Genomic DNA, 26,189 nt, shown 5'->3' with positions numbered 1-26,189 from the left:
GACCATGAGAGTGCCCCCCTTTGAGCGCCTGCGCCCTTTTATGCAATTATCCTCCGTGTTCGTGCTGGGCATGATTACCGGAGCGATTGTCTACAATGCCATCTGGCACGCTAGCTTCAATGAGCTGTGGATGAACAATCAGGACCTTCAATTCCAGCTCCAGCAAGCGCAGGAGGACAATAGAACACTGCGCAAATACAGCAAGCGTCAGACTGTTGTCAAGGAAATCAAATTAATCGCCGAAGAAACTTCTGCCGAAAAGATTGACTCTATTAATCTAAAGGAGCTTCTTCGCCGCGTCAGCCGGGATTTGGAGGTACTGCGAGGCCGGGACATGTTCGAGATTGATTCCGACAGCAAGCTGGTACGCATGTTGCTTCACCAAAAAAAATACACCGTTCGTGACAAGGAGTATACAATCCAGGTCAAAACGATGCTTGTAATGGAAGGTGTACTGCAAATTTGGCTGGAGGCAAAAGAAAGACTTCCAGAAAGTCATTAAACTGTTCTATTCTGACTCCACTTACCACACACGAATTGACACTAGCCGTGTTCAATGGAATGAAGTGTCATCACCGCTTTGCACACCAATTGATTTTCCCGTGTAATTGCAATTTCCAGCTTGCAGGTGCGGCGGCTCGTTTCCAGCAACAACGGACGAAGGACTATGGCATCCTCGATCTGTACCGGTCGGATAAAATAGGTCGTTAAATTGTCCAGCACATAGTCCTTCCCGCTCATGTCTCTGGCCGCCCGATAGCCCGCTTGTGTCATCACGTTCACCAGCACGCCTTCGGAGATGGTCCCCAGATTGGTCGCCATCTGAGGAATGACGAAGCCACGAAAAAATAATGATCCGTCCTCATCACGCTCCTCGGCAAATCCGTTCCAGATCAGCTGGTCGAACGTCTCGCCAAGCTGAGGCTGCTTTTGGGCGTTGCGCAGTGCATCCAGTACCTCCCGCCGTGTAACGGAACCCAGCAGCTTGCGGTTGCGGTCCACGACCGGTAAATAATCCACACCTTCCCACGCCATCATCTGCGCAGCCGAAGCGAGCGAGGTCTGGTAGGTCACGGTTACCGGATTGCGGATCAGACATTTGTCCATCGTATGCTCGGGTTGCAGTCCCTCCACATCCTTGCGGCTGACGATGCCGATCAGACGGTTCCATTCATCCACCACCGCAAAATGGTGGTTTCCAGTCGTCACCGAAAGCTCTTCAAATTCGGTAAGAGTACTGTTGATTTTCAAGGTCTGCGTCTTCGGTTTGCCTGCCGCGATGTCTTCAATCAGCATAATTTTCTTTTTGATCAAGCGGTCGAAAATCGCTCTGTTAATCATAGAGGCCACCGTAAAGGTATCGTGACGCGAGGAAATGATCGGCAAACTGATCTGGTCCGCCAGTTGCTTGACCTCCCGACTCGTCCCGAAGCCGCCTGTAATCAGCACACCAGCTCCCTGCTCCAACGCAAGGGAGTGCGCATCCTCGCGGTTACCAACGATCAGCAGGCTGCCTGCATCGATGTATCGAGCCATAGCCTCTTCACGCATCGCTCCGATGACATACTTGTGCAAGGGCTTTTCCAGTCCCTCGCTTCCCCCTAGCACATGCCCTTCCACGATATTCACAACATCCGCAAAGGTTAGCTGCTCGGACAACCCGCGCGGACGCTTTTCCACCCGTACCGTCCCGATCCTTTCCTTGGTAATGACGATCCCCAGGTTCTCCGCTTCCTTCACGGCCCGGTAGGCTGTTCCTTCGCTGACGCTCATTTCTTTAGCCAACCTGCGCACAGAAATTTTGGAGCCTATTTTCAACTGCTCGATATGACGCAATAGCTGCTCATGCTTCGTAACTGTTTCATCTAGCCCGTCCAACTCTGTTACACCCCCAACGTTCAATCTGTATCATTCTGTATCTATTATAGCACAAAACTCCGTCTTTTTAGTCCCTCGTTAATCACTACATATCAGCGCCGGAAATAGCAAAAAGCGATCTCCTTTTTACAGGGACCGCTTCTTAACAATCACGGATAGGCAGCATCAGAGCATGCTCACGACAAGCCAGGAGGAAACCTTTATAGTGTGCTGCCTTTATCAGCTTCTTTTTCCCATTTCATCTGCCACTGCTTCATTTTGGCCCGCCGCACACGCTCCAGCGTTTTCCGTTTTTCCTCATCCACGCCAAGCAAAAAGTGCAGATTCGCTCCGATGACAAGCAGCGCAAACAGTACCCATACGATACCGAAGCCGTTGACCCAGTTCAATCCGCCCGTAAGCGAGATGCGCGGCAGCGCGGTAAGCACCATAGCCAGCGCAATCAGTGTGTACAAACCGTGTTTCCATTTTTTAAAAGTACCCAATGTTATCCCTTCCTCTCCCTGTGACTCTATGTATCTAGTCTATGAGAGGGCAGGAAGGAATATGAGACAAACTTACAGAGACGAGCCGTATAAATGCTGAAGGCTGTCTGCGATAATTTTGTTAACGTCCTCGATGATCACACTCAGGCGGCGTTCGGCGTCGAACAGACGGCGGATATTCAGGTTCAGGCTAAGTACCTCGAACAGCTTTTCCATTTTTTCCATCTCTTCCTGTGCCGGCATATCACCGCTCATCATCCGCTGCTGTACTTCCATTTGGCGCTCACGGAAATCGTCGAGCATTTTCTTGGCTTCCGGGTCGGTTTCAATCAGCTTCATCGCTGACGTAATTTCCTCCACCTCTTTGCTTTCCTTCAACGCTTTCGCCAAATCATGGGCTTTATCATAGATATTCATATTCGTTATTTCCTCCAATTCAAATAATAGTGCAAACATTTCACATTGTCCGTCAATCACCAAGGTATATATGTCCTCATATGATGAATCAGTGCTATTACAGCCCCTTCACGTTTCCCGTTACTTTTAAGACATCAAGTTGCTGCCGGGAAGGAGATCCACGATGTCCATCAAAAAAACAACGATTCAAATCATCGGATCGGGCATCTTGCAGGATGACGTACTCATGGTCGGCGAGTCCTTGCTTCGCAAATGGAAAATATCCGCAGGCCACCCTGTACAGCTCGCCTTCGGTTCGTTCCGCCAGCAGGTTACCGTTATATCGGTACCCCGTTACAGAGGCCTGCGTGTGGGAAGCGTGCTGGCCCGAAAAATGGGACTTCATGCCAATTGTGAGCTGCGAGTAACCTACAGCCGAGGACGCCGGACACTTCGAGTGGGCCCACTTATTAGCGTGCTGGTCAGTCGGGACTATCCCGAACAGCCCGACAAGCCTTTCGGGTCGATCACCCTGTTCTGCCGTGAACTGATCGGGGAATGCCGCAGACAAGGAGCATATGTGTATTTTTTCACCCCGGAGCATATTGGAAATCAGCCCGGACGCGTTCAGGGATGGGTCTATGACGGAGGCTGGAAAAAGACAGTCATGCCCGCCGGGGATGTCGTCAATAACCGGCTCACCTCTCGTAAACTCGAGAACAGAACTAGCGTACAGCATTTTATGAAAGAAGTAAAATCACAGTACGGAACGGCCATTTTTAATGAAAAGTTTCTCGATAAAAATGAAGTGTTCGACGCGCTTAAATCCAATTCATCCCTGCGCAAGTATTTACCCGAGTCCCATTTGTTACAAACCTTTGCGGTCTTCAAAAAAATGTGCCACCAGTACCCCACCGTTTTTCTCAAGCCTGTGCGGGGAAGTCTGGGCAAAGGCATTATGCGCATTACGAAGCAAGCCGATGGCACCTTTTGCGTACTATCCACCACCGCAGGCACACCACGAAAGCAAATGTATCCGAACATCGAAAAGCTGTACAAAGGCTTGGCAGGAAAAATGAAAACGACGCGCTTCCAGCTCCAACAGGGCCTTACCCTGATTGATCACGGCAAGCGTCCGGTTGACTTCCGTGCGCTTGTGCAGAAAAACGCCTCTGGCGCATGGACCGTGACCTCCATCGTCGCCCGGATTGCCGGGGGCAGCCATTTTGTGTCCAATCTGGCGCGAGGTGGCACGCTGAGCACGGTCAAGGAGGCACTGGCCAAAACCACGCTGCCTGCCTTAGTCAAATCGAACGGACAGACTCATCTGAAAACAGCTGCGCTCGAAATTGCAAACGGCGTTGAGAAGGCGATTCCAGCCCATTTCGCGGAATTTGGCATTGATCTGGCGATTGACAGCACGGGGCATATCTGGTTGCTGGAGGTCAACTCCAAACCTTCGAAAAATGACAATACGCCGTTAAATGATCAGAAAACCCGACCGTCTGTGAAGAAAATGATTGAATATTGCTGTTATTCAGCCGGATTCAAATAAATCCGTCTCTTACGGAATCCGACTGCCAAAGGAGGCTGTTATCGGTGTCTCTTGTCGTACCAGACACGCTGGGCGTGCTCGTCAGCCGGAATCAGGCGGCGATTCCCCCGATTACCGAAGCGGAGTTTTGCCGCAGGCTAAGTCTGTTGGGCAGGCGCTCTGGACTTAACGTAATGGCGTTTACCGTCGAAGGAATTTCGCCCGAAGATCACTCCATACGAGGTTATACCTATCGCGATGGAGTATGGACATCCGGCCGATTCCCCTTGCCGGATATTGTATATAATCGCTGTTTCCACGCCCACGGTAGCCAGAGCGCCGGTCACGCACTGGAGCATATAGCAGAGCAGGAATCACGCAAGCTCATCTACTGGTCGCGTAACTTGCCCGGCAAATGGCGGGTATATCGTGCGCTGCACGCAATAGATGAAGTGCGTCCCTTTGTGCCGCCTACGGCGCCTTACCGGGACACGGCTCAGCTTGTGGAATGGCTGCATCGCCATTCGGCGCTATTTATGAAGCCCCAGGCCGGATCGCACGGCAAGGGCACGTTGTATCTACGACTATCGGACGGAGACACCGCACTGCTCGTGCAGGGCAGAGACTCCCGAAACCGTCCGTTCCGGCGCCAGTTTTCCGAGCTAAATGCCGGATTATCATGGGTCGACGGGATTGCACGCAGACGATCCTATATCGTGCAGCCTTATTTGAAATTAACGAGCCAAAGCGGTCATCCCTTTGATGTCCGCGCGCTCATGCAAAAGGACGGCAACGGCTGCTGGCGACTGACGGGCTTTGCCGTGAGAGAAGGCAGGAAAGGAACCCTGACTTCCAATCTGCACGGAGGGGGTGAAGCCCATCCGGCAGAGTCTTACCTTTGTGAACAATATGGCGCGGACAGCACGCGTCTCATCATCGGGCAGATGATGGCGCTGTCCCTAACCATTACCGGGGCGCTGGAGGAACGATACGGCCGCCTTGGCGAGCTGGGAATTGATTACGGTATTGACCGGAGCGGGAACATCTGGCTATTGGAGGTTAATTCCCGGCCGGGTCGGGCCTCCTTCTTTCAGACCTGTCAGCCAGAGTGCGCTTACCGGTCAGTCAACCGCCCGCTCGAATATGCCCGGTATTTAATGACTCATTCGAAACCGGCGGGGTCAAAGGGCGCGGGCGCCTCCCTTGAACATACGGTATAGGAGGATAAACAGATGAGTTTAACGCATTGCAATGTGCATTTCTCACAGCAGCCCGACAAGGTGGCGTATATATCCACTTCCTTGTTGAAAAGCCTTAAATTATCCGGAACCAAGTCCATTCGTCTGCGGCTCGGCAAGGATCAGATTCCCGCGACGATTAAACCGATCCAGAAGGCAGGACGTCATCTATACCTGACCTCGGGCTTGCGTAATGCGATCCGTGTTCCCAAAAGCGGGTCCATCTATTTACGAAATCAGGACGGGGATGTGCAGCTCGGGCCGCTGATCGGCGTGCTGTCTGACGGCAATACCTCCACTACCCGCCCTTTTAGTTCACGTACAGGTTTTATTAAGCAACTGCTGAAAGAAGGCAGCAATAAATCTTATATTTTCGCCTTCACCCCTCGGGATATCAACTGGCAAAATGATACAATTAACGGCTATTTTCTTTCCTCGGGTGGGGATTTCACACGTAAAACCGTACCCCTGCCGGACGTGATTTATAATCGGCTGCCGAGCCGCCGCTCTGATTTTTCCCCGGCGATCAATCAGTTGCGCGAGCGCTTTTCCCGCAAACGGATTCCCTTCTTCAACTGGAGCTTCTTCAACAAATCGGATATTTATCATCTACTGGAAAATAACCCGGAGGTCAACCGTTATGTCCCCGAATCGTATACGAACCCCAGCTCAGAGCGTATCCGGGGCATGCTGGACCGTCATCAATTTGCTTATTACAAGCCAAGCGGGGGCAGTCTCGGCAAAGGAATTTACCGTCTCTCCCATGTTCCGAAGCAAGGTTATTATGTGAGGTACCGAAAGAAAAAAAGCAATGTATTGCTACGCTTCACCTCTTTTAACTCCATGCTTCGCATGCTTCAATCCAATCAGGGCCAGTCGTTGAAGGGCTACGTCATTCAGCAGGGCATTCAACTGATTGAGATTGACAATTGCCCAATTGATTTCCGGTTTCATATGCACAAGAACGGCAATAACCAGTGGGTTGTCGTCGGAATTGGAGCCAAAAAGTCTGGACGCGGCAGTGTTACAACTCATATTAAAAACGGCGGTTCCCTTATGACACCGGAGCAGGCGCTGAATCGGGTATTCGGAGACCGGGCAGGCGAGGTACTTCAGCATGCCAAGAACGTCGCAGTTACGCTCGCAGAAGCTATCGAGCACCATCATCATCATCTGCTGGGTGAAATCGGGTTTGATCTGGGCATTGACCAACAAGAAAAGGTGTGGATGTTCGAAGCCAACTCCAAGCCGGGGCGATCTATTTTTCAGCATCCATCGTTGCGTGCGGAGGGTAAAGCATCCGTGGAGCATATTTTGGACCACTGTCTTTACCTCAGTAAATTCCGCAGAAAAGAGGAACTATGAATACCCGGGCGGAGCATAAACCAGTCGTTGCTGTATTGACCGTGCACGATCAAGGACAATTTTTCAAGGGCAATCAGCGCAATTTCAGGGATATTCTTGAAACAGGGACACGAATGGGCTACCAGGTGTACATCGTTACTGTCAAGGATCTGCAGTTGGCATCCGAAACGGTCAAGGGCTATATTTTCAACAAAAGCTCAGAGACGTGGGAGGAACGGGACTTTCCACAACCACAGGTCATCTATAATCGCATTCCTAACCGCAGCTTTGAACTGAAAACCTCTGTGCGTACCAAACTGGATGAAATTTCGCTTGCCTCAGGTGTTGAACTGTACAATCCGGGTTTTTTTAACAAATGGGAGCTGTTCAAATGGCTGCGCGCCTCGGAATCCACCCGTCATCTCGTTCCGGCGACCAAACGGTTAGACAACTTGTCTTCTCTGGGGAAAATGCTGTCCGCCTATCCATACCTGTATCTCAAGCCTGAGAACGGCAAAGCTGGAAAAGGGATTATGATTCTCAAATATCGGCCGGACCATCTAATGGCCTACAGGCTGACGATCCAGCATGACAAAAAAAGCGTAACCTACAGGTCGGTGTCATTGTCCCGACTGTGGGGGCGTATCCGCCGGGAAACGGGTGCGTCACCTTATATCATCCAGCAGGGCATCGAGCTGGCTACTTATCAGAAAAAGCCGTTCGACCTGCGGATCCTGGTGCAAAAAAACGCCCGCGGCTCATGGAGCATTACCGGAGTTGGTGCCAGATTGGCAGGCAAAGGGAGTATTACGACACATGTTCCGCGCGGCGGAAGTGTGGAGGACCCGTTCAAGCTGCTGTCTGCGTTGTTTGGGCCTGAAAGCAGCACGGTCCTGCTGAACAAGATCAAAAGTACGGCCATTCAGATCGCACGCCAAATTGAACGCGGCTCCGGCCTTTCCCATGGGGAAATGTCTATGGATTTGGGGGTGGATACGCTCGGTATTCCCTGGTTTTTTGAAGCCAACGCCAAACCCATGAAATTCGACGAGCCGGAAATTCGTCAAAAATCGCTGAGACGCATATTCCAATACAGCTCCTATTTGGCCGGACGAATGAAATTATGAGTCAAGGAAGTGGGATCATGCCGCAAATTAGCAATGTTCAACATTTGCCTGCCCGGAGCTGGCTGCTGAGACGACGGCAGCTACTATTTCTGGCCCGCAGCTCGGGCGGCATGCGCATTACCCGCAATGCCTTGCGGCAGCTGGCCGTTTTAACGCCGGAGCAATTAAAATCCCCCGGCTCCTCCCTCCTGTGCGCTTATCTGCGCACGGAGCAAGGGCTGCGGATTGCGGGATTTTGCCTCGCTCTGAATTACGGTGAAGATGCGTGCATCGTGATCGTTCGTCCGCTTTACCGGGGCCGCAGACTGGGCGCTAGACTGCTGTCCGCCCAGCTCAAACAGCTGCGTCGCCTGACGTGCAGCGTGGCCGCCGACAATATGGCCAGTCTCAAAACCTGCTTTCGCGCAGGACTTGTTGCGCATGAAATGACGACTGGACCGACCGGAAAGCCTACCCTCGTATTTCGCGGGGAGCTGTCCGAAGATGAGCAGACGGCAGAGGAAGGTGGAATGCTGTGCCAAAACCTGTCCTAGGCATCATGGCCTTGTATTTGAACAACAAAAAGCAATTGGAGGAACGCGCCATATATGAGCGCATGATTACAGAGGGTAAAAGACTGGGGCTGGATATGTATGTATTCACTCCCGCCGATGTCCATAAAGAACGCAAGTTGCTCCTTGCCCAAATGTATGATCCGCACAGCGGCAAATGGACCCTGAAATGGCGGGAATTCCCGGATATGATTTTCGACCGTTGCCGGGTACAGCGCAGTGAACGATATCGTCAGTTGCAGGAATTTCGGGTGCAATATACAGATCTCGTATATTTAAACCGGCCACTGAGTAACAAATGGGCCATTCATCAGCAGCTTGCGAGAAAGTCTGCCTTCCGATCGCATCTCCCTGAAACGGAGCCGTTCATGGGATTTCATAGTGTAAGGCGGATGCTCCGAAAGAATTCACTGGTCTACCTCAAGCCGATTAACGGCACCGGAGGACGCGGAATTTTACGCATTGAGCCTGTTAACAAGCAGGGCGGCCTGTATCTGATCGAGGGCCGCAATCGCAAACGTCATATTATTCCTCAACAGCGGGTGCGTTTGGACCGTCTGGAGCCACGTTTAAGCAATTGGAACATGAATAATTACATTGTTCAGGAAGGGATTCCTGTACAACTGCCGAATGGCAGAGTTCATGATTACCGCATGCTGGTGCAAAAAAATGGTCAGGGGACATGGGAGTTAACCGGATGTGCAGGGCGGATCGGGGCACATCGGAGCGTTACTTCCAATCTGCATGGCGGAGGCAAGGCGGTACCGATGAATCAACTGCTGACACAATGGATTCGTGATGAAAAACAGAGAGAGAGAATCATCAAGCAGGGGGAAAAGCTCGGACTGGATATCGCTGCTTATCTGGAGGAAAGCTATGGGGCATTGTGCGAGCTTGCGCTCGATTTGGCAATTAACAAGGACGGTCGCATTTATGTACTGGAGGTCAATCCGAAGCCAGCACGCGAGGTATTTGCACGTATTGGTGAAAAAGAAACCTACCGCCGCTCCATCGCCAAGCCCATGGAATACGCCTTATGGGTCTATCATACGCGAATTAAACCAAAACCTCTGACGGATCACAACACAGAGAGCAAAACTGAAAGCAAAACTGAAAGCAAAACTGAAAATAAAGCAAAGGAAGGCTCCGCGTAAAAGCGGCCGCCTTCCTTGTTTTATCATTTATTTGACTAACCTCGCATGCTTTTTATATGGGTACGTCAAACATTTCTATAACCAGTAACCTGTGCTTCGTAGCTACTCGGCGTTTTTATAAAGTGTGAGCAGCTGCGTGAAGTCCGTAATAATCGCATCAGAACCCTTCAACTCGTCGTTTACGCCAAATCCAGCATAGGCGCAGCCGATGACTGTTTGTCCGTTCTTTTTGCCTGCCTCCACATCGGAAGAACGATCACCTACCATCCATACGTTTGAAATCCCGTGCTTGCTCAACAAAATCTCCAGCAAATTCACTTTGGAAAGTGTGCTGTATTCACCAGCGCTGTACAGTCCTTCAAAAATCGGGACCATTTCATATGCAGCCGCTATCCCTTTTACATAATCCTCCAGCCCGTTACTGGCTACGAACAACCGAACACCCTGCTCGTGGAGGGTCTGGAGCGTTTCTTTTACATGTGGATACAGGGCATGACTTCCGTTCTTCAATCCCTCCAGCTCCAACTGGAGTAGCAGCTCGTCCGCTCTTCTGTGAGCCGCTTCGCTGGCTTCCGGCATTACTCTTCTCCAGATTTCATCCAGCAGCATACCCAAACTATTCAAAATAAGCTCCTCGGGCGGCGTCTCTCCTTCAAAAAGCCCTTCGGCGCGCAGCGTATCAAACAGCTTGTGGTACGCAGGAAGCAGCAGCGTCTCCGTCTGAAAAAGTGTACCGTCCATATCAAATACCATAGCCTCAGGTTTCTTCAACACAGGTGCATTGTTCATGTAGTTGTCAGTCATTCCTTTCCTATGTAGGTTTACAATCCCGACCCCTCTCATGATAAGCAATAAGAGAGGTCCGTGTAAACCTCATTGCGCATACCGTTAACTCTTATATTTTTTCAAAACAGCCCTGAAACAATGCAAGCCGCCCCACAAATCCGTATGCAAGGCGTCCGGCGAAAGGTTGAGATCAACGTCGCTCCAGTACGAAAACCCCGCCTGACTCATCCATTGCTCCATCGCGGACAGATTAACCGTAGGGTAATCAAAGGTTAGCAGTAACATCCCGTCATCCCGCAAAGTCCGGTGAAATTCACGCAGGGCAGCTAACGAGTCATCAGGGGTTAGATGCTCCAGTACTGATATACATACAATTTTGTCAAAACTGGCTGCCTCATAAGGCAAGGCGGTTAAATTAGCATGCGCAGAGTGAAGACGAATCGGTAAAATTTCCTGAACACGCTCGGCAGCCTCCTCTCCGATATCCCGGCGCACCTCGGCCAATATGGCATCCACGGAAACGATCCTCATATCCAGATCGCAGGCATAGGCCTGAGCGCAGCGCCGGGCCAGCTCAAACTTGAACGGATGCGGAATACCACATGCCGCGTCAAGCACCGTATCCTGCCCGGACATAAAGTGCAGACACCACTCATACTCATAGGGACGACTCCACCAGCTTTGGGGCAGCCTGTAGATCAGGCTGGAGGTATTGGGGTCAGAATGCGCGAAAAAACGGGAGAGGTACGGATCAGCAGCGTTCATGGATATAGCCCCCTTTTTTAAATGAAAGGTGCAACGGTATGGGTCAGACCGTATATTCCCCCAGCCAGCTCAGATCGCCTTTGCCACACAGCATAGCTCATGACCGCGTTTCTCACCTTGAAGTTTGGCCAACAGTCCCATCCGCTCCGTGAAAGTAAGCTCGCCATACAAGGGATGCACCTCTATCAAGGCGTCCAGACCGGAAGGAAGCTGACGGGTGAACAGGGCCACCGGGCGCAGACCGGACTTCGCCAGCAAACGTGTCAGCGTGTGCTCTGAATAATGATACAAATGATCTTCCTCGGTAAATAAAGGCGAGTGAGCACCGTAAGCCTCATTTGTAAACGAGTTTTTGTTGGGTACTGTAATGTATAACGTTCCATCCGGTTGAAGCTGCTCTCGTAAATCCGTTAAAAATGCTACGGGGTCTGCAATATGCTCCAGCACATGCCAGCATGCAACAGCCTCATATTCATGATCCAGGGATAAGGCAGTATCTCCCTCTGTTTCTGGCGCTTCATTCGCCGCTTCTTCTTCTGTTTCTGTCTCTGTTTCTGTTTCTGTCTCTGTATCGCCTCCATTCCAGTAGCCCGGCAGCAGATCCACGTCATATTTGTATTTGGCATATGCGCGCGAGTCTATGGAAGGCTCAATGCCCACAGCATTCCATCCACTCTGAAGGGCAGCATGAATAAATTCTCCCGTACCTGATCCAATTTCCAGCAAATTCCCTTTACCAGGACTGAACATATCCAGCAGCATGAGTCCGAAAAGAGCATGGTCCCCGTAGGTCGAAGAGGCTGCACTATCGCGCATGGCGACCCATTTGACGTTATAAATATCTGCGATCATATCCTCAGGCTGTATCCGATCCACATCATTGCGAAAAATAAGCCCACATGAGCCACATCCTATCAATGTAAAATGTTCATACCGATGAAACACCGCCGTATTGGACGAGCCGCACAGTTTGCATGCCATGCCCTGTTCTTCTCCTTTCCCTTCTCTATAAAGTGCGCCCTCTATTTCGCCTTTGGTAAGCGTACGGGAGCCAATAATAGCATGAACACCGGCAATCTTAGCGACAGCACTCGTGTTGACAGGATTCGCAGGGTTAATAACTTCATGAGCAGGAGCAGTTTCAACGGGGTTGGCAGCGTTAGCCATTTGAACAGCTTCAACGGTATGAATTGCTTCAATTTTATTCTCAGCAGTCGCATCCTCAATGTTCACGCCCGTGTTCACATCGGATTTTACGCTGGCAGTATCTCCGGATTCAGCCTCATGTTTATTGTTCACATCATCCCGGCCCGGGTCTATCCAGAGACTGAGACGGGGAGTTGGGTCCAATATGGACTCATATTGTTCCTTCAACCCATAACGGGCATCCGGGTCCAGTTGTTGATAGCGTTCATATTTGGATGTGCGAATAGCTGGTGTATACCAGCCCCAGTGCTGGATACGATAGTCGCTAATTTCACTGGGAAGCTCAAGCACATTATCGGGAAATCTCCCGCAATGCAAATATTGCTCTTTCCATTTATAAGGAAATCCATCCCGATACCTAGTTAAAAAGGGACGGTAATAACGATGAGCCTGCCAGTAATCATCATCACGGTAATGCGTGGGAGACCACATATCAAACAGCCTGAAACAAAGGGTATCGGCTTTCGTTCCGGCTAATAAAGCATGCACAGCTTGAGCAAATCGGGATTCAAATATTTCGTCAGCATCCATGTTTAAAATCCATTCCGGGGAAGATGCCAGCGTCTCTCTCCATTGCTGTTTTCGCAGCTCCACTTCATTCGTAAAGGAGGCCCTCTCATTACGGATCAAACGCAGTGGGATCCCTTTTAGCAGATCCCGGCACAATTCACCGCTATCATCACGGCTGCCATCATCAATAATGACCGCTTCATCAATATATTCCCGATGACTTCGAAGCACTTCTGCGAGCTTGCGATCTGCCTCATTGCATACCGTCATGCTCAGTGTCAATTTGGGCCTGGAGACAGGCGGAGCATGAAGCTCACTATGTCGTGGACCGGAGAAAGCTGGTGGCACGACAAAAGAATCCGCAGCATGCTTTGCAAAGACAGCAGACTCACGAAGATCCGATGGAATGGTGATTTCAGGAGATTTAGAGGCAGTGTTGGATGGAGAATTTTCTGAAATATTTGAATTTTCAGGAGTGAGTGAAGCTTTTTGATCGTCCGTATTAGCTGTGTCCTGCGTAATAATTCCATTCAGAGTCAGTAACAGTTGTTCTGCCTTGATGATGTCCGCTTCGCGGTACAAGTGCATGGCCGGGTAATGTGTATCCACAAAAAGTGAAAACCCGTACGCCGCCGCCCGGATACAAAAATGTCGATCCTCTCCCCAAAAGGAAACGTTCGGGATTTTGCCAAAATGAATACCGGCTTCCAGCGCCCGTCTACGAATTAAGGTACAAGCACCCAGACCGCCTACTTCGTATAAACCGGGAACATGCAACTGATGTATAAAATGAAGCTCGCGATGCGCCCGCTCTTCTGCCGATAGCACTTCACCTTCTTCACGATGGAACAGATTGTATTCATCACTAACCCACACTTGAGGCAATAATGCCCCGTCAGGCTGCCAACGTGTCCAGAAAATCTCGGATACGATATCCTTCTCTGTCTCGACCAGTCTGCATAAAGTACGAGAATGGAGAACCAGGTCTGAATCGACCAAAAATAGCGCGTCGTAATGATGCTGAAGCGCGTAATCAATGAGACGATTTTTGAACCCGGCCACTTTCCAGACGAGGGAAGGGGGCCAATAATGGGTATGCTCATTGCTTCGGTTCTCGTATTGCTGCAAGCCTGACAGCGGGGGCAAAACACGCCCCGGAAGCCGGTCCGCAAAATCAGTCAGCCATTGGCTTGAGGCCGGATTGTCATTATCATCCACGAACAAATAATCCGGCAGCACATCGGGTGCTTCCAGCCGCTCCAAAGCCTGAAGAAATAAAACTAATATTTCGGGCTTTTGATGCACCGGGCTGCCGATTAATATACGCATGAGTCGACGCCTCCCATCAGGCGGAAGCCTCATAACCGTTCCTCCTGCTTGCTTTGACGCATACGCTAATTGCGATTAAGCGATAAGGAAATGAGCGTGATATGAATGGACTTACACCTGGAAATATCGATGAAAACAACATCAATGCACTGCTTGCCTGCATCGCCTTTCAAGAGCTGTCATTAAGTCACTTGATTAATGCTGAGGGTGAAAAAAATACAATATGCCGTCGGGACCCTTCCCGACTGTTTTAGCAGGTGGCGAAATCGTTGCATCGCTATTATTTCGGGTGACGGTACCCTCAAGTTTACAATCCCTCGTATCCGGGCTGAACTTATCGCTGGCAGGAGGGACCAGTTCAATGATCGCCATCGAGTACATTTCCGCCTAGCTCTTTTTTAAGCCTGGGCGGTCAACACCTGTTCTGATAACGCTCCTCCTTTTCCAGCAGCCTCCAAGATGGCCTGTGCTTCTACAGGCCGCCCCATTTCAATCCCCGGCCATATGCCTTTCAGGCTTCCGTGACGAATTAAGGTATCGTACTTTCCTGTGCCTTTTCCTGTTCCAGCAACCGGATATTCCGTTTTGGGACATCCTGTTTTCCTGCCGGAGGTTGCAGCTTTTCATGAATATCACGCACAATTGACACTCGATGTCATTGCGGAACAAACGAATTTGCGGACAACTGTATACAAAAATCGTCCATCTCGTTCAGTACCTTCAAAGCAGCCGTGTCTGCACGGATCGCTTTTACAAACTCGCGCAGCTGTCCACTCTCATCGTGATCCAGTTCTTCATCCGCATCCAGCCATAAAATCCACCCCCGGTGGCACGCGCTATTCCCGAATTTCGTGCTTTCGCAAAGCTGTCATCCCATTCCCGGGAATCAACAGATGCCCCCATGGAACGACAAATGTCCATCGTCCCATCCGTGAACCCTGTATCCGTAATAATCACCTCATCCACAACATCCCTGGCACTTTGCAAGCAAGCTGCGATCCGTTCCGCCTCATTTTTTACAATCATGCACAGTGAAATGAACGGCCGGCTCATGCCTTCCCCCCTTTCATCAGACTTTGATTTTCTAATCTATTAGAGCGCCGCCCCATTTATGATCATCACCATACCCTCGACGTGTTCAACCGAAATTCCTACATAATGAGCAAGCTATCCTAATAAAATGGGAATCATACCAAGTTTTTTGGGAGGGACAAAGAGCATGGTAACCGTCAGCTTATGCATGATTGTCAAAAATGAAGAAGAAGCACTTCACACCTGCCTGAAATCAGTCCATGATCTGGTGGATGAAATCATTATCGTCGATACCGGCTCTACCGACCGTACCCAAGAGGTAGTCACATCGTTCAATGCCCGGATATATGATTTTGAATGGTGCGATGATTTTTCCGCAGCCCGTAACTATGCATTTGATCAGGCAACACAGGACTATCAATTTTGGCTGGATGCAGACGACATATTGGAAGAGCAAGACCGACTGGCATTTCTCGACTGGAAAAAGCAAGCCACCCTTTCATATGACAGCATTACGATGGATTATGTACTATCCGTAGATGAACAGGGGCAGCCGCTGCATAAGCTCAAAAGAAACCGGATTGTCCGCCGGGACCGTCATTTCAGATGGATCGGCTTTGTGCATGAATTCCTGCATGTGACTGGAAGCACCTTTCACAGCAATATGGCGGTGACTCATAAAAAGACACGTGCCTACACCGACCGTAATTTACATATATATCTCAAGCACCGGGAGCAGGGTACCGCATTTTCTGAACGAGATCACTACTATTTTGCCAATGAGTTGTATGACAACGGACGGACGGCAGAAGCCATACAGCAGTACGAACACTATTTGGGGCTGAATCAGGGATGGATTGAGGATCGGATTGCTGCTTGCTTTAAGCTTGCAGATTGCTATGGGCGCCAAGGTCAAAAACAGGAGCAGCGCATCACTCTGCTTCGCACGCTTACTCTCGACACACCACGCGCCCAGTTCTGCTGTGCCTTTGGCAATTTATTTATTGAAGCGGAACAGTATGCCCAAGCCATTTACTGGTTCCGTCAGGCTACACTGATCGAACCGTCACAAGATGCGATGGCCTTAACCAATTCGTCCTATTACACATGGCTTCCGCACTTGCAATTATGTCTGTGTTACGACCGGATTGGTGACATCGACAAGGCAAAGTTGCATCACCGTATAGCCCAGTTGCACCATCCTACTCATCCGAGTGTTTTATATAACGAGCAGTATTTTGCACAGCTACAGCAGGAATGAGGAAGACGGGCACCGGGTATGTCATTCCATGTCGACCATAGCCATGATGCACATTCAGAGTGAAGGGAGAGATTGCACTTGTCTATGCCCGGTATTCCCGACATCAATCCCCTCATCTCTCTAACGAGGAAAGAAGTTATTCATATGATACTCGCATCCATTGCTATGGAAGAAATGGGCTTGTCCAGCACACTTCATGCCGAAGGCGAAAAAATACAACGTTTTGTAAACGATGAGGATGTTTGTCTGCAAGATATCCTGCAATTGAATCGAAGCGTAGAACGAGTATTGCGAGGGATGGTGAATAACCAGATCCTGCTCCAGCACAAACTGGAGGACGTCTTAATATTTGAAGAACAAAGCAGGTCTAACCGCTACCCTGACCCGGAATCATAAAAGGCAACCCTGACCGAAAAAGAGTGGTGATCACAATTCATTCCACAAAAAAGAACATTGGGAATGCCGCCGAAAGCTGATGATGAATGTAACGAAGAATAAAGGAGATAGCAGCAATCCTTATCTTGTAAACGTAGCAGCCGCAACAACCGTCAGCGTGCAATTTTTTGGGGCCGTAGGTGCTGCCACACTGGTCGGAGGCGACGCGACAGGCGCATCCCTAACGATTATCCGCCTTAATTAATGTACTCCATGATTTGCAACTGGCTCAGTGGCTCGTTGAGCCGTTTCCCGAGATCATTTCTGCTCACATATATAGACAACACGAAGGGCGCTTCGATGCTGAAGCGCCCTTCATAAATTACAATTCTTAAAAGAAAAATGTCTCCTGCAAGCATTAGCTTACCAAGAGACATTCTGAATGATTTCCTTAAAACACTTTCCTTTGATTCCGGTCTTCCTTCAAAATTTCCACAGACTCGCGGAAGCGGAGCGAATGGATTATTTCACGTTCGCGCAAAAACTTCAAACTATCCTGCAAATCCACATCATCTGTCAGATCAATCAGCCACTGGTATGTAGCTCTCGCCTTTTCCTCCGCCGCTATGTCCTCATATAGATCGGCAATCGGGTCGCCTTTGGCTTGAATATAGGCCGCTGTAAAAGGAACTCCGGCAGCGTTTTGATAATACAGCGCATGATCATGCGCCGCGTAATGTTCCCCCAGCCCTGCTGCCTTCATTTGATCTACACTCGCATCCTTGGTCAGCTTGTAAATCATCGTGGCAATCATCTCAAGGTGAGCAAATTCCTCCGTACCAATATCATTGAGTACACCGATAACCTTATCGGGAATTGTATACCGCTGATTCAGATACCGTAAAGCTGCTGCCAGCTCGCCATCCGCTCCGCCATACTGCTCCATAAGCAATTTGGCCATATGAGGATCACATTTGCTGACACGTACGGGATATTGCAGCTTTTTTTCATATACCCACATTTATGTTCCTCCTTTATAAAAGGTTGTATCTGCCTATACCTGCCACGGCCAAGGGGTTTGGTTCCATTCCCAAGGATACTTGGAATAGGCACGGCCAAAATTTTGCAGAGGTCCGTATAGGATCTGATACTCATTGGCAATCCCGGTCCTTTCCTGCGTCAGCTTATTGAACTGTTCGATAGCCTGTAAATCATCCGGGTGCGTATTGAGATACAAATTCAGTTCCACCAATACAAAATCCACCGCCTGGAGCTTCTCCAACAGTGCATAAAACTGTGCATCACCCGGCTTGGTCTGGGGAGCATAGCCTTGGTATGGGTTTCTGTCGTACTGATTGTAGCCCTCAGTATGGTTTTGTTGTTGATACGGGTTTGAATAAGGGCTTTGATTCTGGTTCTGCTGCTGGTTCTCAACCTGATTTCGATTCTGAGGCTGGTTTTGGGCCTGACCCTGATTTGGATAATCCATTTTACTCGCCTCCCCCCTGGTTTCTACAAGACTCATAAGGGCTGTAAAACAAGGGCCATAGCGTTCCCTTCCTCAGCGCCTCTTCTGGACTGAATTGAGGCAGACCTGGGGGCTGAAATTGTACAAACAGGTTCGGTGGAAGCACAAAGGTTTTACACAAAACGGGCGGGCACGGATCGAACGGACCGACAAACGGGGCAAACTCACCTTGCTGTGGAAATTTCACGGGCCGGGACCTCCTTTGATTGATCCATCTGCTTTACTATTCAACATATGCGGCATCGCCCAAGTCTCGAACAAAAAATCACAGATAAAAAAAGAACCTTTAAAACCACGATACCGTGGATCCAAAGGCTCTTGCTTTTACACTCTATAATAGCTTTCATACCGGAACGGAACTGACCCAAACCGTGTCTATGGATCAGGACTCATCGGTGGAAAGTTCATCTTCGATTACAGGGTCGGGCTTGTGGTTAATCCTCACTCTCATAATACGAAGCCTTGTCGCTTCTTCCACCTCAAAGGTCAGGTTATAAAACTCAATCTTTTTCCCTTTCACCGGGCTGCCTTCCAGTTCTTTAAACAGCCAGCCCCCAATGGAATCCACTTCGTCGTCTTCAATGTTCACCCCTGTCAGATCATTGACATCCTCAATGAGCAAACGGCCGTCCACGGAAATGATATTATCCTTAATCTCCACGCTTGGACGTTCATCCTCAAATTCATCGTAGAGATCCCCGACGATTTCCTCTAATATTTCCTCCGCTGTCAGTAGTCCGGCCGTTCCGCCGTACTCATCGACCACGAGAGTCATCTGGGAATGCTTTTTCTGCATAAGACGCAGCACGTGACTTACTTCCATGGATTCTGGCACATTCAAAATTGGACGCACCACCGAGGCCAGATCCAGTTGCTCGCCCTGCTCAGCCAACAGAAGATCGGTAATATGAACAAAGCCGATAATCTGGTCCTTATCCTCAACCGCTACCGGGTAGCGAGAATGCTTGGTATCACTGATGATTTTCAGATTTTCCTTAAACGATAAATTCGTATACAAGCAGTCCATATCCGTACGAGGAAGCATAATTTCACGGGCCAGCAAATCGGAAAAATCAAAAATATTATCCATCAGCTTGATTTCGTCCTTATCAATAACACCGCTTTTGGCGCTCTGATTCATCAAGATACGGATCTCTTCCTCCGAATGCGCCGCTTCCGCTTCACTCGCAGGCTGGATGCCGAACGCCCGTAATAGCAAATTCGCAGCGGCATTCAACACCCAGATGACGGGCAGAAATATCTTGTAAAAAAGCAGCAAAGGAGCGGATAAAAACAAGGCCACACCTTCGGTTTTCTGGATCGCCAAAGACTTTGGAGCCAGCTCACCCAATACAATATGCAAAAAGGTAATCACGCAAAATCCGACGACAACGGATACCGTTGTAATCAGTGTACCGTCAGTTACACCGAGTTTGTGCATGAGTGGCTCGATCAGGTAGCCGGATATTGCTGGTTCACCAATCCAGCCCAAGCCCAACGAAGCCAGCGTAATGCCTAATTGGGTGGCGGACAGATAAGCATCCAGCTTCTGGTTCACCTTTAGCGCATAGCCTGCCATGCGATGCCCCTCACTTTGGAGCTGCGTCAATCGGGATTGGCGCATTTTGACCAGCGAAAATTCCGCTGCCACAAATACACCGTTCAGAAAGACGAGCAGCAATACCAAAAGAAGATTCACCGTTAGCAATCCCCAATGAAACTCGGTATGACCTTCCAATACGAACTCCCCATTTCTATAGTTGTATTGCTTTTCTGGATTTAAAATCTACTCCCTTGTAATACATATCCGCTACGAGCAGATTCGGTCCGCAGCAGGCAGCGGCATCACAATGACAGTTCACGGTCTGATTCAACGGATGCTCATTGAGCCATTCACCGAAAATATCGTCCAGACCGCGCTCCTGAATATTTCCGAAAGCCGGAATGTCTGCGAAATCCGTCACATATACGCTGCCCGTGAACATATTCACATTTACGCGGTTTCTTCCATCCGGATCATTACGCACCGTAATATTCGGTTCTTGGCGCAGTCGGCGAAGCAACTTGCGGTCTTCCTCCCGGTCCGAACAGGCAAAGAACGGCAACGTGCCAAACAGCATCCACATATCCTGATTACGCACATCCAGCAGCTTATGAATGGAGTTGCGCATATCTTCGAGTGAAAGGACAGGTAAGGCAGAGGCAAAATTCGATGCGTACATCGGATGAACCTCATGCCGTCGACAGCCCATTTCATTAATCAACTGATGAATACCATCCAGCTTCGTGTGAGTACGGTAATTAATCATGGATTCGGCAGAAATAAACATACCCATTTCGCTCAACCTGCGGGCGTTTTCCACCATTTTCTCATAAAGGCGAACAGCCCCCGCGCGTGGAGTCGGACGTCCGGTATTTGCAAAACCCACTTCATAAAAATCGTCGGCATTCAAATAATTAAACGATATATGCATGACATCCAGATAAGGGAGCATCTTCTCATATCTGCGAATATCCAATGTCAGGTTGGAGTTGATTTGCGAGCGAATGCCACGCTCTTTGGCATATTTCAGCAGCGGAACGATCACTTCGTCCACCGTTTTATCGAGCAAAGCGGGTTCTCCGCCTGTCATACTGATCGTCTCCAGATGCTCGACTTCATCCAGTCGTTTCAGCATCAGATCTAATGGAAGGAAGGGAGCCTCCTTCATAACAAGCATGTCGCCCACAGCGCAGTGCTCACAGCGCATATTGCACAGATGCGTCACGGTCATTTCCACACTTGTCAGCAAATGACGGCCATGTGTACGCAGCGAGACAATCGGGTCCCACGGATCATACGCTGGCGATATTTGTGGAAGTATGTTGTTTTGTAGAACTGTCATTATTTTTCACCTTATTTCTATTATTAACCTCAAAAGACGTATGAATATCATATCATGATGTGTAAAGTGTCTGCATGTTTTCTTCCACTTCATCTGCTAATCCACGTGTATTGCTCCAAAAGGGGAAGCTGTAGCGCCCAGTGTGTTGGTAATCATCACTGAAAGAGATACAGACAGATCCACATCGTAAGGGACTTTCAGTTCCTGTCCGTCCCGATCCCTCACAATCCGAATAACGGGCCTTTGCGGGATTTTGGAGTGTATGCGCACCACAACCCCTTCTTCCCCCGTATTGAGCACCACAGAGAGCCCCAGCGGGTATATAGCTACACAATCGCGGAATGCCTCCAGCATCCGTTGCTCATACAACGTGCCCGCACCGGCATACAGCACCTCCATTGCTTCATAGGGCAACAAAGGCTGCTTGTATATGCGGCTTGCTGTCATCGCATCGTACGAGTCTGCCAGACCGATCCATTTGGCGTATTCGTGGATTTGGTCCTTCTTCCAGCCGTTCGGATATCCGCTGCCGTCGATACGTTCATGATGTTGTAATGCACAGTGCGCCGACAGCAGGGGGATTCCCGGTTCGTCTTTAAGCAGCTTGTAGCCGATCACCGTGTGCGTTTTCATGTGCTCGTATTCCTCGTCCGTCAATTTGCCCGGCTTATATAGCACTTGAGGTGAAATTTTCATTTTACCAATATCATGCAGTAGTGAACCTATGCCCAGCTCCATGAGCTGGTTGTTATCGTAGCCACTGGATATTCCCAGTACAAGCGAATACAGACATACGTTCAATGAATGATGATACAGATCCTGATCTGCCGCCCCGATATCCATCAGCATAATGACGGCATCCTGACGGCCTCCGATATCGTCCAGAATGGATTCCATCACCTTATAAAATGACTTGCCAAAGTATTGGTGCTTATGATCTACGGAGTAGGAGGACAGACCCTGAAACTGCTTTTTGATCTCCTGTAGCGCCGCAGCCCTCGTCTGTTCATGGATCATTTCGGGGATCACGATATCTTCTGTCACCGCATCCTCGATGTATACATATCCAATTCCGACTTGGCCTAGACGTTCAATCAATCGCGAAGTAAGCTCAACACCTTCCGAGAGCAACACCATTCCATTTTCATTGTATATTTTTTTGCCCAGCTTCATGCCGGCTCTCAATAATGTAACAGGTACCAGTCGCAGCTTAATCCTCTCCCGATTGTTTTGATACCTGAAGCCACCTAGCTGCAAAACACTCTTCCATCGCGCCCGGACGCTTCAACTCCATTTCAATCAAATCCCGCAAAAATTCTGGAAGCATAAATCGGAGTTCCGTTCCGTTCGCAAGCACCTCATAACCTGCTCTGAAAGTAAACATATCCAACGTGCCCACCGTATATTGCTCATTTTCTTCCAATGAGCGACCCGCTACACGTATATCCGTCACTTTATCATAAGGAGCGCGGGCCGGATCATATTGAATCTCCAGACCTTCCACACACATCGTACCCAGCACTTTACCTCTAAAGCCAAATCCCGTCATTTTCTTGTCAGCAAATTCCGGTAGCAAAGACTGCTCCAGTGCGAGCCGAATATCTCTCCCCCACAGCTTCATGACACAGGCATTAATCGGCGAAGGGCATAAGGAATGCAGCATTCCTTTACTGACATCACCTTGAGGTAAAGAGCCAAGCAGTTGGCCCGCATTCACTAGAGAAATAGCGGTTCCCGTAAAATGTGACACCGATTGTGCCAGCAAATTTCCGAAAGGAGATTCGCGATCATATGCGATCTCCAGTTTCCGATCCGTCACCGTAACCGTGCTCTCCATGGCACGCTCTGCCTGTCTGCGATGCAGTACAATGGCCGACGCTACCTTTTCATCCAGCAGTGTGTGATCTACAGGAACTACGCCGCCTGACGTAACCCGAAACGGTTCATGACCACTGCTGCGGCTTAGGGTCACTTCACCTAGCAGCGTTCCATACTTGCCAGCCCCACATAGAGCTGTGCTCCCGATCCACAGCGGTTCCTCCAGCACATGATGGGTATGCCCTCCAAGAATCACGTCAATCTCCGGAAACTGCGATGCCAATTTCTTATCCGAAGGTAAACCCAGATGCGACATCACAACCAGAACATCGACATGCTTTCTCAGGGACGGAATTTGCTCGCCCAATACCTCAAACGGATCGAGTGCATCCCATCCCAGCAATTGATAGAACTCGCCAAAAGGAGCCGTCACTCCGAGCAAGCCTATCTTAATGCCAGCCTTGTCCAAAATGAGCGAATCCGTCATCCACGCAGGCTTCATTCCTGTGGCGTTCTCCCTGATATTGCCGCATACGACCGGGCAGTGAATTCCTGCATATGCCTGTTCAAGAATATCCGGGGTAAAAGTCAGACCCTCGTTGTTACCAATCGTAATCGCATCGTACCCCGTCAGATTGATCACATCCACATTCGCCCCACCCAGCGTTCCTTCCGTTTCGGGGGCCATCCGGTCCATGTGGTCTCCCATATCCAGCACAAGCAGCGCATCTCCTGATGCAGCTCTTCGTTCATGAATCATCGCGGCTATCGAAGGCATACTGCCAAAATGACTATGTATATCATTGGTATGCAAAATGGTTAACGTTTGCTGAGTCGTCATCTCCATAACCGCCCTCCTCTATAGTTTATATATCGACTCTGTTGCTTCTAATGTTTAAGGATACCATGTTATTTCGCATTATGGTACATGTCGGCGGGGGTGAGCTACAACCTACGATTTAGCTACTTTGTTGTCTCAGGATAGAGACCCGTGGAGAAGCAAGGTCACAATGTCTTCGTATGCCTCTGAGAAGAGACGGGTTCCTGGGACCTATTTTACAGCTAGGAATAATAGTGAATTAGTCGTTGTCATCCCATATAATTCTTGATATATTAGGTTTGCTTCGTATTTTCGACAAATTTACGACAATAAGGAGGTTAAGCACATGAGAGTTCACGTTACCGATGCCAAGCCAGGAGATCGTCTCAGATCTGATACATACAATGAACACGGCGTACCCGTCATGATTCAGGGCACCATGCTACAGCACGACGATATATCCAAGCTCATCATGCACGGTGTCGATTATATCGACATTGATGCCGGTTCAGCGAGCATTCCGGTTGACTTTGCCCCCGATGTTCCCGCTTCCCCCGAGTCCCTTAAACGCGCCGTTCCCCTTATGGAGCAGACTATTCATGGCTTTGAAAGCATGTTTCTCGAAGCTTCCGCATCCGGCAAATTTGATGAATTTCGAGTCGATGAGCTGTTCGGCCCCCTCGTTTCAGAGCTGACTCGTCAAAAAGATGTCGTATCTCTGCTGTTAATTATGGAGCGGGGAGATCACTATACGTACAATCATTCTCTCCAAGTAGGTGTACTGTCGTATTACATTGCCATATGGCTTGGATATACGGAAGAAGAAGCCTATATCGCTGGCAAGGCCGGATATTTACATGATATAGGCAAGTCCATGATACCGGATGAGATTCTGAATAAACCTGATAAGCTGACGCCTGAAGAATTTCAGGAAATGAAAAAACATTCCCTCTACGGCTATAATATAATTCGCAATTCAACCAGCGATGAGATTTCAGCCATCGTCGCCTTGCAGCATCACGAAAGAGAAGACGGAAGCGGATACCCGCATGGACTGTTCAAGGAGGATATTCACCCTTTCGCTAGTATTACGGCGATTGCGGACGTATATAGCGCTATGATCTCTAACCGTGTGTACCAGACGAAGCAGGAGCTGCTCACCGTACTGCGCGAGCTGCACAGCATGAGCTTCGGACATCTTAACCCGGAGGCCACTCAAGTCTTCATCCGGCATATGCTTCCGAACTTTATTAACAAGCAGGTCCTGTTGACTACAGGTCAGACAGGAACGATTATTCTGAACAATCCTGCTGATTACTTTAGACCCTTAGTGAGAATTAACGATAATGAATATGTAGACTTGTCCAGAGAGCGACATGTATCCATTGATGAAATTTTTCTGGAATCCTGATCTGCTAATGCCTCCCGGCGTTACTTCGGTGGAACGAAATGTCTTGCCGAAGCACAGGCTACGCGAATAAAAAGAGACTGTCCTTGATTCGTAGGTTCTTCTACGAAGGACAGCCTCTTTTTATGTTACGGACAAATGCCTGATAGTCATCATGGCTCAGCCCCAACATAACCCTCGTAAAGCGAGAATTATCCTATGGAACCCTTCACCTCAAACCTGATTACTCACCTTCTACATTCGTTCATTAAATAAGAGGTGCCTGAATCAATGTTGCGAAATTAAACTGGTGTACATGACCATCATTTAATGTAGTTTGGCCTGTAACAAAATGTACGTGTTTGCCATTTCCGACTGGGATAGCTGGTCCTGTTCTAATCTTTTTCAGATTATGAAAGTGGTTCAGAAAATCAGTATTTGTAAGATCAATTTCATGGACATGGCTTCTTCCAACTCGAATCGCTTGCCCAGTAACACCTGCAAAGCGGTGATTATGTCGGTCTGCGCCTTCTTCAGCCAGTTTGGTACTACCTTCAAATTCATGTACATGCCTTTGTGTCTGTTTAGAAGAGATTGTTTTCTTCTTTACAGCAGGTTTATTCTTCTGCATCCGTTGCCTGCCTCCTTATGTTTTTGCGGCTTACAACATCCTATTAAGCAAACATAGTTAAGCGCTAGGCAATTATCCGCAGTCCTAACAATAAATTTTTTAATTCTACCTCCCCTTATAAACAACCGAATCATAGATCATCCTTATCT

The 26,189-nt window shown here is 49.1% G+C and carries 27 protein-coding genes; 12 read left to right on the top strand and 15 right to left on the bottom strand.

Annotated features, from left to right (window positions below; translation table 11 throughout):
* The first annotated feature begins 4 nt into the window (after positions 1-4).
* Positions 5-502 carry a hypothetical protein gene (locus E0698_RS16030; protein ID WP_134910431.1) on the top strand — a complete coding sequence of 166 codons (498 nt, stop codon included), beginning with the start codon at positions 5-7 and terminating at the stop codon, positions 500-502.
* Between the two features lie 41 nt (positions 503-543).
* Here E0698_RS16030 and E0698_RS16025 read toward each other — a convergent pair whose 3' ends face one another.
* The 3 genes from E0698_RS16025 to E0698_RS16015 form a co-directional block, all read right to left on the bottom strand.
* A complete protein-coding gene (locus tag E0698_RS16025; RefSeq protein WP_192512197.1) occupies positions 544-1,878 on the bottom strand; it encodes a DRTGG domain-containing protein in 1,335 nt (444 codons plus the stop codon).
* A 200-nt stretch (positions 1,879-2,078) separates the two neighbouring features.
* The gene (locus E0698_RS16020; RefSeq protein ID WP_137062429.1) at positions 2,079-2,363 is read right to left on the bottom strand and encodes a hypothetical protein; all 285 of its coding nucleotides are present in this window, start codon (positions 2,361-2,363) and stop codon (positions 2,079-2,081) included.
* Positions 2,364-2,435: 72 nt separating this feature from the next.
* Positions 2,436-2,780 carry a YlbF family regulator gene (locus E0698_RS16015; protein WP_025685398.1) on the bottom strand — a complete coding sequence of 115 codons (345 nt, stop codon included), beginning with the start codon at positions 2,778-2,780 and terminating at the stop codon, positions 2,436-2,438.
* 163 nt (positions 2,781-2,943) lie between these two features.
* Between E0698_RS16015 and E0698_RS16010 the strand changes: the two genes are divergently transcribed.
* The 6 genes from E0698_RS16010 to E0698_RS15985 are packed head-to-tail and all read left to right on the top strand — an operon-like array spanning position 2,944 to position 9,707.
* The gene (locus tag E0698_RS16010; protein ID WP_134910433.1) at positions 2,944-4,314 is read left to right on the top strand and encodes a YheC/YheD family endospore coat-associated protein; all 1,371 of its coding nucleotides are present in this window, start codon (positions 2,944-2,946) and stop codon (positions 4,312-4,314) included.
* Positions 4,315-4,358: 44 nt separating this feature from the next.
* The gene (locus E0698_RS16005) at positions 4,359-5,513 is read left to right on the top strand and encodes a YheC/YheD family protein (protein WP_192512196.1); all 1,155 of its coding nucleotides are present in this window, start codon (positions 4,359-4,361) and stop codon (positions 5,511-5,513) included.
* A 12-nt stretch (positions 5,514-5,525) separates the two neighbouring features.
* Entirely contained in the window at positions 5,526-6,896 is a 1,371-nt protein-coding gene (locus E0698_RS16000; protein ID WP_192512195.1) for a YheC/YheD family endospore coat-associated protein, read from the top strand.
* Positions 6,893-8,002 carry a YheC/YheD family endospore coat-associated protein gene (locus tag E0698_RS15995; RefSeq protein WP_192512194.1) on the top strand — a complete coding sequence of 370 codons (1,110 nt, stop codon included), beginning with the start codon at positions 6,893-6,895 and terminating at the stop codon, positions 8,000-8,002. The genes E0698_RS16000 and E0698_RS15995 overlap by 4 nt, the downstream gene beginning before the upstream one ends.
* Before the next feature lie 17 nt (positions 8,003-8,019).
* On the top strand, positions 8,020-8,535 hold the full coding sequence (locus E0698_RS15990; protein ID WP_192512193.1) for a GNAT family N-acetyltransferase: 516 nt from the start codon (positions 8,020-8,022) through the stop codon (positions 8,533-8,535).
* Entirely contained in the window at positions 8,517-9,707 is a 1,191-nt protein-coding gene (locus E0698_RS15985; protein ID WP_192512192.1) for a YheC/YheD family protein, read from the top strand. The genes E0698_RS15990 and E0698_RS15985 overlap by 19 nt, the downstream gene beginning before the upstream one ends.
* A gap of 102 nt (positions 9,708-9,809) precedes the next feature.
* On the opposite strand, the gene E0698_RS15980 is transcribed toward E0698_RS15985, so the two are convergent.
* The 3 genes from E0698_RS15980 to E0698_RS15970 all read right to left on the bottom strand — a co-directional run bounded on the left by E0698_RS15980 (position 9,810) and on the right by E0698_RS15970 (position 14,303).
* Entirely contained in the window at positions 9,810-10,511 is a 702-nt protein-coding gene (locus E0698_RS15980; protein ID WP_025685391.1) for an HAD family hydrolase, read from the bottom strand.
* A gap of 84 nt (positions 10,512-10,595) precedes the next feature.
* Complete coding sequence (locus E0698_RS15975; RefSeq protein WP_192512191.1) at positions 10,596-11,258, bottom strand: class I SAM-dependent methyltransferase; 663 nt, start codon at positions 11,256-11,258, stop codon at positions 10,596-10,598.
* Positions 11,259-11,327: 69 nt separating this feature from the next.
* Complete coding sequence (locus E0698_RS15970) at positions 11,328-14,303, bottom strand: methyltransferase domain-containing protein (RefSeq protein ID WP_192512190.1); 2,976 nt, start codon at positions 14,301-14,303, stop codon at positions 11,328-11,330.
* 101 nt (positions 14,304-14,404) lie between these two features.
* On the opposite strand from E0698_RS15970, the gene E0698_RS15965 reads away from it, so the two are divergent.
* Entirely contained in the window at positions 14,405-14,557 is a 153-nt protein-coding gene (locus tag E0698_RS15965; protein WP_189338219.1) for a hypothetical protein, read from the top strand.
* A gap of 496 nt (positions 14,558-15,053) precedes the next feature.
* Here the strand turns inward: E0698_RS15965 and E0698_RS15960 are convergent, their stop codons facing one another.
* Positions 15,054-15,356 carry a glycosyltransferase gene (locus tag E0698_RS15960; RefSeq protein ID WP_192512189.1) on the bottom strand — a complete coding sequence of 101 codons (303 nt, stop codon included), beginning with the start codon at positions 15,354-15,356 and terminating at the stop codon, positions 15,054-15,056.
* 166 nt (positions 15,357-15,522) lie between these two features.
* Between E0698_RS15960 and E0698_RS15955 the strand changes: the two genes are divergently transcribed.
* The 3 genes from E0698_RS15955 to E0698_RS15945 all read left to right on the top strand — a co-directional run bounded on the left by E0698_RS15955 (position 15,523) and on the right by E0698_RS15945 (position 17,236).
* A complete protein-coding gene (locus E0698_RS15955; RefSeq protein ID WP_192512188.1) occupies positions 15,523-16,596 on the top strand; it encodes a glycosyltransferase family 2 protein in 1,074 nt (357 codons plus the stop codon).
* A gap of 84 nt (positions 16,597-16,680) precedes the next feature.
* Complete coding sequence (locus E0698_RS15950; protein ID WP_238354028.1) at positions 16,681-16,992, top strand: hypothetical protein; 312 nt, start codon at positions 16,681-16,683, stop codon at positions 16,990-16,992.
* A gap of 82 nt (positions 16,993-17,074) precedes the next feature.
* Positions 17,075-17,236: a hypothetical protein gene (locus E0698_RS15945; RefSeq protein ID WP_192512186.1), complete on the top strand. Its 162-nt coding sequence runs from the start codon at positions 17,075-17,077 to the stop codon at positions 17,234-17,236.
* Between the two features lie 186 nt (positions 17,237-17,422).
* Here the strand turns inward: E0698_RS15945 and E0698_RS15940 are convergent, their stop codons facing one another.
* The 7 genes from E0698_RS15940 to E0698_RS15910 all read right to left on the bottom strand — a co-directional run bounded on the left by E0698_RS15940 (position 17,423) and on the right by E0698_RS15910 (position 24,049).
* Positions 17,423-17,992 (bottom strand): manganese catalase family protein, encoded by a 570-nt coding sequence (locus E0698_RS15940; protein WP_134910443.1) that lies wholly within the window; start codon positions 17,990-17,992, stop codon positions 17,423-17,425.
* 33 nt (positions 17,993-18,025) lie between these two features.
* Positions 18,026-18,460: a spore coat protein CotJB gene (locus E0698_RS26965; RefSeq protein WP_238354023.1), complete on the bottom strand. Its 435-nt coding sequence runs from the start codon at positions 18,458-18,460 to the stop codon at positions 18,026-18,028.
* A gap of 1 nt (position 18,461) precedes the next feature.
* Entirely contained in the window at positions 18,462-18,686 is a 225-nt protein-coding gene (locus tag E0698_RS15930; protein WP_044648566.1) for a spore coat associated protein CotJA, read from the bottom strand.
* Positions 18,687-18,881: 195 nt separating this feature from the next.
* The gene (locus E0698_RS15925; RefSeq protein ID WP_149095357.1) at positions 18,882-20,237 is read right to left on the bottom strand and encodes a hemolysin family protein; all 1,356 of its coding nucleotides are present in this window, start codon (positions 20,235-20,237) and stop codon (positions 18,882-18,884) included.
* A gap of 16 nt (positions 20,238-20,253) precedes the next feature.
* Positions 20,254-21,384, bottom strand: a complete 1,131-nt coding sequence (yfkAB, locus tag E0698_RS15920; RefSeq protein ID WP_149095356.1) for a radical SAM/CxCxxxxC motif protein YfkAB — start codon at positions 21,382-21,384, stop codon at positions 20,254-20,256.
* 96 nt (positions 21,385-21,480) lie between these two features.
* Entirely contained in the window at positions 21,481-22,641 is a 1,161-nt protein-coding gene (locus tag E0698_RS15915) for an HD-GYP domain-containing protein (RefSeq protein WP_134910447.1), read from the bottom strand.
* Positions 22,595-24,049 (bottom strand): bifunctional metallophosphatase/5'-nucleotidase, encoded by a 1,455-nt coding sequence (locus tag E0698_RS15910; protein WP_192512185.1) that lies wholly within the window; start codon positions 24,047-24,049, stop codon positions 22,595-22,597. Before E0698_RS15910 ends, E0698_RS15915 begins: the two co-directional genes overlap by 47 nt.
* A 319-nt stretch (positions 24,050-24,368) precedes the next feature.
* Between E0698_RS15910 and E0698_RS15905 the strand changes: the two genes are divergently transcribed.
* Complete coding sequence (locus E0698_RS15905; protein WP_149095353.1) at positions 24,369-25,433, top strand: HD-GYP domain-containing protein; 1,065 nt, start codon at positions 24,369-24,371, stop codon at positions 25,431-25,433.
* A gap of 244 nt (positions 25,434-25,677) precedes the next feature.
* Here E0698_RS15905 and E0698_RS15900 read toward each other — a convergent pair whose 3' ends face one another.
* Positions 25,678-26,040, bottom strand: a complete 363-nt coding sequence (locus tag E0698_RS15900) for a YmaF family protein (protein ID WP_044648561.1) — start codon at positions 26,038-26,040, stop codon at positions 25,678-25,680.
* Between the last annotated feature and the right edge of the window lie 149 nt (positions 26,041-26,189).

The sequence above is a fragment of the Paenibacillus sp. 23TSA30-6 genome, from assembly GCF_014858585.1.
GTDB lineage: Bacteria > Bacillota > Bacilli > Paenibacillales > Paenibacillaceae > Paenibacillus.
Note: the sequence above shows the minus strand (reverse complement) of the source record. Positions and strands in the feature narration are given on the sequence as shown.

Excerpts from the sequence above, each read along its gene's own strand:
- E0698_RS15955 (WP_192512188.1), top strand. The coding sequence starts at position 15,523 with ATGGTAACCGTCAGCTTATGCATGATTGTCAAAAATGAAGAAGAAGCA.
- E0698_RS15950 (WP_238354028.1), top strand. The coding sequence starts at position 16,681 with ATGCCCGGTATTCCCGACATCAATCCCCTCATCTCTCTAACGAGGAAA.
- E0698_RS15995 (WP_192512194.1), top strand. The coding sequence starts at position 6,893 with ATGAATACCCGGGCGGAGCATAAACCAGTCGTTGCTGTATTGACCGTG.
- E0698_RS15980 (WP_025685391.1), bottom strand. The coding sequence starts at position 10,511 with ATGACTGACAACTACATGAACAATGCACCTGTGTTGAAGAAACCTGAG.
- E0698_RS15965 (WP_189338219.1), top strand. The coding sequence starts at position 14,405 with ATGAATGGACTTACACCTGGAAATATCGATGAAAACAACATCAATGCA.
- E0698_RS15960 (WP_192512189.1), bottom strand. The coding sequence starts at position 15,356 with ATGAGCCGGCCGTTCATTTCACTGTGCATGATTGTAAAAAATGAGGCG.
- E0698_RS16000 (WP_192512195.1), top strand. The coding sequence starts at position 5,526 with ATGAGTTTAACGCATTGCAATGTGCATTTCTCACAGCAGCCCGACAAG.
- E0698_RS15900 (WP_044648561.1), bottom strand. The coding sequence starts at position 26,040 with ATGCAGAAGAATAAACCTGCTGTAAAGAAGAAAACAATCTCTTCTAAA.
- E0698_RS15975 (WP_192512191.1), bottom strand. The coding sequence starts at position 11,258 with ATGAACGCTGCTGATCCGTACCTCTCCCGTTTTTTCGCGCATTCTGAC.
- E0698_RS16010 (WP_134910433.1), top strand. The coding sequence starts at position 2,944 with ATGTCCATCAAAAAAACAACGATTCAAATCATCGGATCGGGCATCTTG.
- E0698_RS16030 (WP_134910431.1), top strand. The coding sequence starts at position 5 with ATGAGAGTGCCCCCCTTTGAGCGCCTGCGCCCTTTTATGCAATTATCC.
- E0698_RS15970 (WP_192512190.1), bottom strand. The coding sequence starts at position 14,303 with ATGCGTATATTAATCGGCAGCCCGGTGCATCAAAAGCCCGAAATATTA.
- E0698_RS26965 (WP_238354023.1), bottom strand. The coding sequence starts at position 18,460 with ATGGATTATCCAAATCAGGGTCAGGCCCAAAACCAGCCTCAGAATCGA.
- E0698_RS15940 (WP_134910443.1), bottom strand. The coding sequence starts at position 17,992 with ATGTGGGTATATGAAAAAAAGCTGCAATATCCCGTACGTGTCAGCAAA.
- E0698_RS15990 (WP_192512193.1), top strand. The coding sequence starts at position 8,020 with ATGCCGCAAATTAGCAATGTTCAACATTTGCCTGCCCGGAGCTGGCTG.
- E0698_RS16015 (WP_025685398.1), bottom strand. The coding sequence starts at position 2,780 with ATGAATATCTATGATAAAGCCCATGATTTGGCGAAAGCGTTGAAGGAA.
- yfkAB (WP_149095356.1), bottom strand. The coding sequence starts at position 21,384 with ATGACAGTTCTACAAAACAACATACTTCCACAAATATCGCCAGCGTAT.
- E0698_RS15945 (WP_192512186.1), top strand. The coding sequence starts at position 17,075 with ATGAATGTAACGAAGAATAAAGGAGATAGCAGCAATCCTTATCTTGTA.
- E0698_RS15905 (WP_149095353.1), top strand. The coding sequence starts at position 24,369 with ATGAGAGTTCACGTTACCGATGCCAAGCCAGGAGATCGTCTCAGATCT.
- E0698_RS15910 (WP_192512185.1), bottom strand. The coding sequence starts at position 24,049 with ATGGAGATGACGACTCAGCAAACGTTAACCATTTTGCATACCAATGAT.